Origin of the sequence: uncultured Paracoccus sp. (assembly GCF_945915435.1) — a bacterium.
Taxonomy (GTDB): domain Bacteria; phylum Pseudomonadota; class Alphaproteobacteria; order Rhodobacterales; family Rhodobacteraceae; genus Paracoccus.
In genome coordinates this window covers 56960-65974 of sequence record NZ_CAMEFG010000017.1, presented here as the reverse complement: position 1 = coordinate 65974, position 9015 = coordinate 56960, and the positions used below count along the sequence as shown (strand labels likewise).

10 protein-coding genes are annotated in these 9015 nt (G+C 63.8%); all 10 read left to right on the top strand.

From position 1 onward, the window contains the following. Positions 1–194 precede the first annotated feature (194 nt). The 10 genes from Q0O97_RS07810 to nuoL all read left to right on the top strand — a co-directional run bounded on the left by Q0O97_RS07810 (position 195) and on the right by nuoL (position 9014). Positions 195–602, top strand: coding sequence for a DUF5333 domain-containing protein (locus Q0O97_RS07810; protein ID WP_294926967.1), 408 nt, complete (start codon positions 195–197; stop codon positions 600–602). A 5-nt stretch (positions 603–607) separates the two neighbouring features. Further along, the gene (locus Q0O97_RS07805) at positions 608–1054 is read left to right on the top strand and encodes a hypothetical protein (protein WP_294926964.1); all 447 of its coding nucleotides are present in this window, start codon (positions 608–610) and stop codon (positions 1052–1054) included. A gap of 16 nt (positions 1055–1070) precedes the next feature. Next, entirely contained in the window at positions 1071–3107 is a 2037-nt protein-coding gene (nuoG, locus tag Q0O97_RS07800) for an NADH-quinone oxidoreductase subunit NuoG (protein ID WP_294926961.1), read from the top strand. Between the two features lie 4 nt (positions 3108–3111). Further along, positions 3112–3885, top strand: coding sequence for a hypothetical protein (locus Q0O97_RS07795; protein ID WP_294926958.1), 774 nt, complete (start codon positions 3112–3114; stop codon positions 3883–3885). A gap of 21 nt (positions 3886–3906) precedes the next feature. After that, complete coding sequence (gene nuoH / locus Q0O97_RS07790) at positions 3907–4944, top strand: NADH-quinone oxidoreductase subunit NuoH (RefSeq protein WP_294926955.1); 1038 nt, start codon at positions 3907–3909, stop codon at positions 4942–4944. A 54-nt stretch (positions 4945–4998) separates the two neighbouring features. After that, positions 4999–5490 carry an NADH-quinone oxidoreductase subunit NuoI gene (gene nuoI, locus Q0O97_RS07785; RefSeq protein WP_294926952.1) on the top strand — a complete coding sequence of 164 codons (492 nt, stop codon included), beginning with the start codon at positions 4999–5001 and terminating at the stop codon, positions 5488–5490. Further along, entirely contained in the window at positions 5487–5894 is a 408-nt protein-coding gene (locus Q0O97_RS07780) for a carboxymuconolactone decarboxylase family protein (protein WP_294926951.1), read from the top strand. The genes nuoI and Q0O97_RS07780 overlap by 4 nt, the downstream gene beginning before the upstream one ends. After that, the gene (locus tag Q0O97_RS07775; RefSeq protein ID WP_294926949.1) at positions 5891–6493 is read left to right on the top strand and encodes an NADH-quinone oxidoreductase subunit J; all 603 of its coding nucleotides are present in this window, start codon (positions 5891–5893) and stop codon (positions 6491–6493) included. Before Q0O97_RS07780 ends, Q0O97_RS07775 begins: the two co-directional genes overlap by 4 nt. Positions 6494–6580: 87 nt before the next feature. Continuing rightward, positions 6581–6886: an NADH-quinone oxidoreductase subunit NuoK gene (nuoK, locus tag Q0O97_RS07770; protein ID WP_294926946.1), complete on the top strand. Its 306-nt coding sequence runs from the start codon at positions 6581–6583 to the stop codon at positions 6884–6886. Positions 6887–6890: 4 nt separating this feature from the next. Beyond that, the gene (nuoL, locus tag Q0O97_RS07765; RefSeq protein WP_294926943.1) at positions 6891–9014 is read left to right on the top strand and encodes an NADH-quinone oxidoreductase subunit L; all 2124 of its coding nucleotides are present in this window, start codon (positions 6891–6893) and stop codon (positions 9012–9014) included. Position 9015 lies beyond the last annotated feature (1 nt).

Below are 9015 nucleotides of genomic sequence, written 5' to 3'. Positions count from 1 at the left end.
CAGGGCCTGATCCGCAACTTCCGCGAGGAAATCGAGGATCGCATCAAGGCCAAGCGCACCGGGCGCATGGGGGCGATGGCTGCGGAATGAGGGTGCTGGCATCATATGCTCACACCCCGCGCACGGGGTCGTGTCGCGCAAATCGCGCGCTTCGGCGTTATGTCTTCGGGCATAACCAACCGGAGGCTTTTGCCATGATGAAACGACTGATCCCCGCCGCGCTGGCCGCCGTGATGGCCGTCGGCAGCCCCGCCGCCGCGCTTGAACCGCTGTCACAGGAAAAATACATCAACGACCGCCTGATCGCCGCGCGTATCGCCGACCGTATCCGCCGCGAATGTCCGGGTTATAATGCGCGCATGGTTTACGCATGGAATCAGGCCCGCGCATTGAAAAGCTACGCCCGCAACAAGGGCTATTCGGAAGCGCAGATCGACACCTTCCTTGACAGCAAGGAGGACAAGCGCCGCATCTATGCCGTGGCCGAGGACTACCTGACCCGGCAGGGCGCGCGCGAGGGCGATCCGCAAAGCTTCTGCCGCGTCGGGCAGCAGGAATTCGCGAACAACTCCTATATCGCGACCTTTCTGGTGGCGCGATGAAACGGGTGACGCGGATCATAGCGGCGACGCTTCTGGCCCTGGCGGTTTTCGCGATGGTGGCGGGGGACCTGCTGCTTGCGGCGCCGCCTTCGGATCCTGCGGCGCGCGCGCCGCAGGCGCAGCGTTTCGTGCTGAATTTCGACATGTTCGTCCCCGCCGACCTGAACTGTCAGGCGTCCGGGCCGGGGGTGCGCAGCCATGCCAGCCGCGATCTGGCGGGCAAGCCCGTGCTGCGCGTGACCGGCAATGCGGCCGGGGCCACGATTGAATGCGCGCGCCCCGATGGCGCGCGCTATCGCGTGACGTCGAACCGGACGGCGCGCTACACCGCCTCGGCCCCGACCGAGGCGACCGTGACCTTTCAGCGGGGCAAGCCCGCGATGACTACCGTCCTGCGTATCCACGGCTGGCAGGACGTTCACGATTTCAAATCCTTCGTCCAGGTGGACTAAGGCAAAGGACAGGCAGATGAGCGAGCTTCGCAAGATCAAGATCGACGACAGGATCATCGAGGTCGATCCCAACATGACCCTGATTCAGGCCTGCGAACTGGCCGGGGTCGAGGTGCCGCGCTTCTGCTATCACGAACGCCTGTCCATCGCGGGCAACTGCCGCATGTGTCTGGTCGAGGTCGTGGGCGGCCCGCCCAAGCCCGCCGCATCCTGCGCGATGCAGGTGCGTGACCTGCGGCCCGGACCCGAAGGCGCGCCGTCCGAGATCCGCACCAACAGCCCGATGGTCCGCAAGGCCCGCGAGGGCGTGATGGAGTTCCTGCTGATCAACCACCCGCTGGATTGCCCGATCTGCGACCAAGGCGGCGAATGCGACTTGCAGGATCAGGCGATGGCCTACGGCGTCGATTTCAGCCGCTATCGCGAGCCGAAACGCGCGACCGAGGACCTGAACCTCGGCCCGCTGGTCGAAACCCATATGACCCGCTGCATTTCCTGCACCCGCTGCGTGCGCTTCACCACCGAGGTCGCGGGCATCACCCAGATGGGCCAGACGGGCAGGGGCGAGGATAGCGAGATCACCTCCTATCTGAACCAGACGCTGGATTCGAACCTTCAGGGCAATATCATCGACCTTTGCCCCGTGGGTGCGCTGGTTTCCAAGCCCTATGCCTTCACCGCCCGCCCGTGGGAGCTGACCAAGACCGAGACCATCGACGTGATGGATGCGCTTGGCTCCAGCATCCGCGTGGACACCAAGGGGCGCGAGGTCATGCGCATCCTGCCGCGCAACCATGACGGCGTGAACGAGGAATGGATCAGCGACAAGACCCGCTTCGTCTGGGACGGGCTGCGCCGCCAGCGGCTGGACCGGCCCTATATCCGCGAAGGTGGCAAGCTGCGCCCGGCAAGCTGGCCCGAGGCGCTGGAAGCCGCGGCAGCCGCGATGAAGGGCCGCAAGGTGGCGGGGCTGATCGGCGACGTGGCCCCGGTCGAAGCGGCCTTCAGCCTCAAGCAACTGATCGAGGGGCTGGGCGGTCGCGTCGAATGCCGCACGGACGGCGCGCGCCTGCCCATCGGCAACCGCTCGGCCTATGTCGGCAATGCGCGGATCGAGGATATCGACGATGCCGAGATGATCCAGTTGATCGGCACCAACCCGCGCGACGAGGCGCCCGTGCTGAACGCTCGCATCCGCAAGGCATGGATCAAGGGCGCGAAGGTCGGGCTGGTGGGCGAGCCGGTCGATCTGACCTATGACTATGCCCATGCGGGCACGGATCGCGCGGCGCTGGAAAAGCTGTCCTCGCTCAAGATCAGCGATGAGACGCGGGCGAAGCGGACCATCGTGATCGTCGGGCAGGGCGCCATTCGCGAGGCCGATGGCGAGGCCGTCCTGGCCCATGCGATGCGGCTGGCCGAGAACTCGGACTCGAAGCTGCTGATCCTGCACACCGCCGCAGCCCGCGTCGGCGCGATGGATGTGGGCGCGGTGACCGAGGGCGGGCTGGATGCAGCCATCGAGGGGGCCGAGGTGGTCTATAACCTCGGCGCGGACGAGGTGGACATCGCCGCCCGTTCTGAAAATGGGGCGCCGCTGGTGATCTATCAGGGCAGCCACGGCGACCGGGGCGCGCATCGCGCCGACATCATCCTGCCGGGCGCCTGCTACACGGAAGAAAACGGCCTTTTCGTCAATACCGAGGGCCGTCCGCAGCTTGCCATGCGCGCCAATTTCGCGCCGGGCGAGGGGAAAGAGAACTGGGCGATCCTGCGCGCGCTGTCTGCCGAACTGGGCGCGACGCTGCCCTGGGACAGCCTCGCGCAGCTTCGCCGCCATCTGGTCGAGGCCGTGCCGCATCTGGCCGAAATCGACCGGGTGCCCGAAAACGAATGGCAGGCGCTGACCCGCTTCGATCTGGGCAATGCCGGTTTCCGCTATGCCATCCGCGACTTCTATCTGACCAATCCCATCGCGCGCAGTTCGCCGCTGATGGGCGAATTGTCGGCAATGGCGGCGGCCCGCAAGGTGCAGCCGATAGCGGCGGAGTAGGGAAATGCGTTCGGGTCTGCGCAATACGATCCTGTTGATGGCGGCGGCCCTGCTGGCCGGATGCGCGGGCAAGGGCGCGGATCAGCGTCCCCGCGCCAAGCCCGACCAACTGGTGGTCAACTTCGTCCAGCCGGTGACCGACAGGCCCGGCATCGGGCGGCTGACGCGGGCGCAGATCTCGACCAAGTCTGGCGATATCCTGATTCTGGAACCGGATGGCTCGGTGACTGAATTCTCGCTGGAGGGCGAGGTGCCTGACCCCTTCGCGATCAGCGAGGCCGACCTGATGGCGCTGAACGCCAACCTGTCGCTGGACCTGACCGGCATGCCCGACATCAGCGGCACCCGCGCGGAACGGATGACGGCGCGCGAACGCGCGATGGCGGAATTCGCCGCGCGAACGCGCCCGCTGCTGCCCGAACTGCCAACCGGTTTCAAGGCCGACGCCGATATCTTCCGCGGCGCCAGCGTCGAGGGGCTGACCCGCCCGGATGGCGGCGAAGCCGACAGCGGGCTGGTCACCGTGCGGGCGAATTTGCGCCGGGGGGTGGACGCCAACATCGCCTTCGCCTATGCCACATGCGCATTGGCAGGCTGGGCCGATGCGAACGGAACCGGCTTTGCCCGCCACGTCATGACAGAGCAGAAGCGGCAGCGCGGCGAGGTGCAGCTGGGGGCGGTCTTCACGCTTTCCGACAGCCGCCCGCTGGGGCTGCGAGTGATGGATACGGACCAGACCTTGCAAGAGTGCAAGGCGCGCGGCATTCCCGCGTCGTGATAAAAGAGGAACGGTTGTAGCATGGCAGAGTTCTGGTCATCGACCTTGGGTCACTCGCTGATTCTGTTGTTGCAGGGGCTGGCGATCATCGGCTTCGTCATGGGGTCGCTGATCTTCATGGTTTACGGCGACCGCAAGATCTGGGCTGCCGTGCAGATGCGGCGCGGCCCGAACGTGGTCGGTCCCTGGGGGCTGCTGCAAACCTTTGCCGACGCGCTGAAATATGTGCTGAAGGAAATCGTGATCCCGGCGGGATCGGACAAGTTCGTCTTTTTCCTTGCGCCCTTCCTGTCGATGGTCCTTGCGCTGGTGGCCTTCGTCGCCATCCCCTTCGACGAGGGATGGGTGATGGCCAATATCAACGTGGGCATCCTGTTCATCTTCGCCGTTTCCTCGCTCGAGGTTTACGGGGTGATCATGGGGGGATGGGCGTCGAACTCGAAATATCCCTTCCTTGCGTCGCTGCGCTCGGCCGCGCAGATGATTTCCTACGAGGTCAGCCTGGGGCTGATCATCATCGGCATCATCATCTCGACCGGCTCGCTGAACCTGACGGCCATCGTGAACGCGCAAAAGGGCGATTGGGGCCTGCTGAACTGGTATTTCCTGCCGCACCTGCCGATGGTCGCGCTGTTCTTCGTCAGCGCGCTGGCGGAATGCAACCGCCCGCCCTTCGACCTGGTCGAGGCCGAATCTGAGCTGGTCGCGGGGTTCATGACCGAATATTCCTCGACCCCTTATCTTTTGTTCATGGCGGGCGAATATATCGCCATGTATCTGATGTGCGCGCTGCTTTCGCTGCTGTTCTTCGGCGGCTGGCTGTCGCCCGTGCCCTTCATCGCAGACGGCTGGTGGTGGATGGTGATCAAGATGTGGTTCTGGTTCTTTATGTTCTCGATGGCGAAGGCGATCGTGCCGCGCTATCGCTACGACCAGTTGATGCGGATCGGCTGGAAGGTGTTCCTGCCGTTGTCGCTGGGCTGGGTCGTCCTGGTGGCGTTCCTTGCCCGCTACGAGGTTCTGGGCGGCTTCTGGTCCCGCTGGGCCATCGGAGGTTGATGATGTATTCCTGCAAGCCAGCCACGGCTCATGCCATAGCAAGGGAGCGTTGAGATGGCCTTCGATTTCGCCCGCGCGACCAAATATTTCCTGATGTGGGACTTCCTGAAGGGCTTCGGCCTTGGGATGCGCTATTTCTTCGCGCCCAAGCCCACGCTGAACTATCCCCATGAAAAGGGGCCGCTTTCGCCGCGCTTCCGGGGCGAACACGCGCTGCGCCGCTATCCCAACGGCGAGGAACGCTGCATCGCCTGCAAGCTGTGCGAGGCGGTTTGCCCCGCGCAGGCCATCACCATCGACGCCGAACCGCGCGAGGACGGCTCGCGCCGCACCACGCGCTACGACATCGACATGACGAAATGCATCTATTGCGGTTTCTGTCAGGAGGCCTGCCCCGTCGATGCCATCGTCGAGGGGCCGAATTTCGAATATTCCACCGAAACCCGCGAAGAACTGTTCTACGACAAGCAGAAGCTGCTTGAGAACGGCGCCCGCTGGGAAGCCGAGATTGCCCGCAACATCGCCCTGGACGCGCCCTACAGATGAACGACGCATTCGCCAAACTTTTCGCGCAGATGATGCAGCAGGGCCAGGAAATGGCCCGCACGCTCAACCCTGCGCTGGAAAACCTGGACACGCGGGCGCTGGAAAAGCTGATGCCGGTGATGCCCGCCGACCTGCTTGAGATGTGGTTCGGCAAGACCTTCAACCGCGAGGGCCTGGATGCGCGCACCCGCCTGCTGGTGACCATCGCCGCGCTGACCGTGCAGGGCGCACTGGCCGAGCCGCAAATGCGCCTGACCATCCGCCACGCGCTGGAAGCGGGCGCCACCAAGCGCGAGATCGCAGAGGTGATCTATCAGATGAGCATGTTCGCCGGGATTCCCGCCATGCAGAAGGCGCTGGAAATCGCGCAAGACGTCTATTCCGAGGAGGAGGACGAGAAATGATCGCATTCGCCTTTTATCTTTTCGCGATTTGCGCCTGCGTCGCCGGTTTCATGACGGTCATGTCGCGCAACCCGGTCCATTCGGTGCTGTGGCTGATCCTGGCCTTCTTTTCCGCCGCGGGGCTGTTCGTGCTGCAAGGGGCCGAATTCGTGGCGATGCTGCTGGTCGTGGTCTATGTCGGCGCGGTGGCGGTGCTTTTCGTCTTTGTCGTGATGATGCTGGACGTCGATTTCGCCCGGCTGCGGGGCGAGTTGGCCCGTTATCTGCCCTTGGGGCTGATCATCGCCTGCGTGCTTCTGGCGCAGCTCTGGATCGCCTTTTCGGGCTGGACCAGTTCCGAGCAGGCCGAGGGCCTGCGCGCCGCGCCCGTCATCGAATCCGTGCAGAACACGCATGGGCTGGGGATGCTGATCTATGACCGCTATATCCTGCCCTTCCAGATCGCCGGGCTGATCCTGCTGGTCGCGATGATCGGGGCGATCGTGCTGACCATGCGCCACCGCAAGGACGTCAAGCGCCAGAACGTGCTGGAACAGATGTGGCGCGACCCCGCCAAGGCGATGGAGTTGAAGGACGTCAAACCGGGGCAGGGGCTTTAGGCCCCCGCCATAGCCACGGGGCCGCGGCCCGGCCCCGGCAGCGAATTGAAGATTTCACGGGTGCAAGACCCGGAGGGACGAGAGACGATGATCGGAACAGCACATTATCTGGTGGTAGGGGCGATACTTTTCGTCACCGGCATCTTCGGCATTTTCGTTAATCGAAAGAACGTCATCATCATCCTCATGTCGATCGAGTTGATGCTGCTGGCGGTCAACATCAACTTCGTCGCCTTTTCGGCCTATCACGGCGATCTGGCGGGGCAGGTCTTCACCATGTTCGTGCTGACCGTCGCCGCCGCCGAGGCCGCCATCGGCCTTGCGATCCTGGTCGTCTTCTTCCGCAACCGCGGCACCATCGAGGTGGAAGACGTCAACATGATGAAAGGCTGACCAGATGGAAACGATCGTCCTTTTCGCCCCCCTCGTCGGGGCGCTGATCGCGGGTTTCGGCTGGCGCCTGATCGGTGAGAAAGCCGCGCAATACCTGACGACGGGTATCCTGTTCCTGTGCTGCCTGCTGTCCTGGGTCATCTTTCTGGGCTTCGACGGCCAGACCCGCATCGTGCCGGTGCTGGACTGGATCGTGACGGGCGATTTCGTGTCGGAATGGTCGATCAGGCTGGACCGGCTGACGGCCATCATGCTGATCGTGGTGACCAGCGTTTCGGCGCTGGTTCACCTCTATTCCTTGGGCTACATGGCCCATGACGACAACTGGACCGAGGGCGAGCATTACAAGGCGCGGTTCTTCGCCTACCTGTCCTTCTTCACCTTTGCCATGCTGATGCTGGTGACGGCCGACAATCTTCTTCAGATGTTCTTCGGCTGGGAAGGGGTGGGCGTCGCCTCGTATCTGCTGATCGGCTTCTACTACAAGAAGGCCAGCGCCAACGCGGCCGCGATGAAGGCCTTCATCGTCAACCGGGTGGGCGATTTCGGCTTTCTGCTGGGGATCTTCGGGATCTGGTGGCTGACCGGCTCGGTCCGGTTCGACGAGATCTTCGCCCAGGTGCCGCAGCTTGCGCAGACCGACATCCATTTCCTGTGGCGCGACTGGAACGCGGCGAACCTGCTGGCATTTCTGCTGTTTGTCGGCGCGATGGGCAAATCGGCCCAGCTTTTCCTGCACACATGGCTGCCCGATGCGATGGAAGGCCCGACGCCGGTGTCCGCCCTGATCCACGCCGCGACGATGGTGACGGCGGGGGTGTTCCTGGTCTGCCGGATGTCGCCGCTTTACGAATTCGCGCCCGAGGCCAAGATGTTCATCGTCATCATCGGCGCAACCACGGCCTTTTTCGCGGCCACGGTCGGGCTGGTGCAGAACGACATCAAGCGCGTGATCGCCTATTCGACCTGTTCGCAGCTTGGCTACATGTTCGTGGCGGCGGGCGTGGGCGTCTATTCGGTGGCGATGTTCCACCTGTTCACCCATGCCTTCTTCAAGGCGATGCTTTTCCTGGGCGCCGGCTCGGTCATCCACGCGATGCATCACGAACAGGACATGCGCAACTATGGCGGCCTGCGCAAGAAGATCCCCCTGACCTTCTGGGCGATGCTGATCGGCACGCTGGCCATCACCGGCGTCGGCATTCCGCTGACCCATATCGGTTTCGCCGGTTTCCTGTCCAAGGATGCGGTGATCGAAAGCGCCTATGCCTCGGGCGTCGGCTACGCCTTCTGGATGCTGGTGATCGCGGCCTTCATGACCAGCTTCTATTCCTGGCGGCTGATGTTCCTGACCTTCTGGGGCAAGCCGCGCGGCGACCATCATGCGCATGAACATGCCCATGAAAGCCCGCCGGTCATGCTGATCCCGCTTGGCGTCCTGGCGCTGGGCGCGGTGTTTTCGGGGATGGTCTGGTACAACAGCTTCTTCGGTCAGGAAGAAAGCGTCGGCGGTTTCTTCGGGATCGAGGCCGCGGCGACCCATGACGCGGGCGCGGGTGGCGCCGCGCTGGACGGTTCCGTCGCGCAGGACGCGCCTGCCGAACCCGAGGGTGCCGCGCTGCATGCCGACGCCGGTGCCGCGAGCGACCCGGCTGAGGAAGCGGCGCCGATCGCCGTCACCCCCGGCGCGATCTACATGCACCCCGACAACCATGTCCTGCATGATGCGCATTACGTGCCCGCCTGGGTGAAATTCTCGCCCTTCGTGGCCATGCTGCTGGGGCTGGGGCTTGCCTGGGTCTTCTACATCCGCCGCCCCGAGTTTCCGGCGAAGCTGGCTGCGCAGCAGCGGGTTCTCTATGCCTTCCTGCTCAACAAATGGTATTTCGACGAGATCTATCACTTCATCTTCGTGCGCCCCGCGCTGTGGATCGGCCGCAAGCTGTGGACGGGCGGCGACGGAGCGGTTATCGACGGCGCCATCAACGGAATGGCGATGGGAATCATCCCGCGCCTGACCCGTTTCGCCGGGCGGATGCAGTCGGGCTATCTGTTCCATTACGCCTTCGCGATGGTTCTTGGCATCGTGGGCTTGCTGATCTGGGTGATGATGCGAGGCACGCACTGAC

Bases quoted from the DNA above. Each gene is read 5' to 3' on its own strand.
- Q0O97_RS07810 (WP_294926967.1), top strand. From the start codon at position 195: ATGATGAAACGACTGATCCCCGCCGCGCTGGCCGCCGTGATGGCCGTC.
- nuoL (WP_294926943.1), top strand. From the start codon at position 6,891: ATGGAAACGATCGTCCTTTTCGCCCCCCTCGTCGGGGCGCTGATCGCG.
- nuoG (WP_294926961.1), top strand. From the start codon at position 1,071: ATGAGCGAGCTTCGCAAGATCAAGATCGACGACAGGATCATCGAGGTC.
- Q0O97_RS07795 (WP_294926958.1), top strand. From the start codon at position 3,112: ATGCGTTCGGGTCTGCGCAATACGATCCTGTTGATGGCGGCGGCCCTG.
- Q0O97_RS07780 (WP_294926951.1), top strand. From the start codon at position 5,487: ATGAACGACGCATTCGCCAAACTTTTCGCGCAGATGATGCAGCAGGGC.
- nuoH (WP_294926955.1), top strand. From the start codon at position 3,907: ATGGCAGAGTTCTGGTCATCGACCTTGGGTCACTCGCTGATTCTGTTG.
- nuoI (WP_294926952.1), top strand. From the start codon at position 4,999: ATGGCCTTCGATTTCGCCCGCGCGACCAAATATTTCCTGATGTGGGAC.
- Q0O97_RS07775 (WP_294926949.1), top strand. From the start codon at position 5,891: ATGATCGCATTCGCCTTTTATCTTTTCGCGATTTGCGCCTGCGTCGCC.
- nuoK (WP_294926946.1), top strand. From the start codon at position 6,581: ATGATCGGAACAGCACATTATCTGGTGGTAGGGGCGATACTTTTCGTC.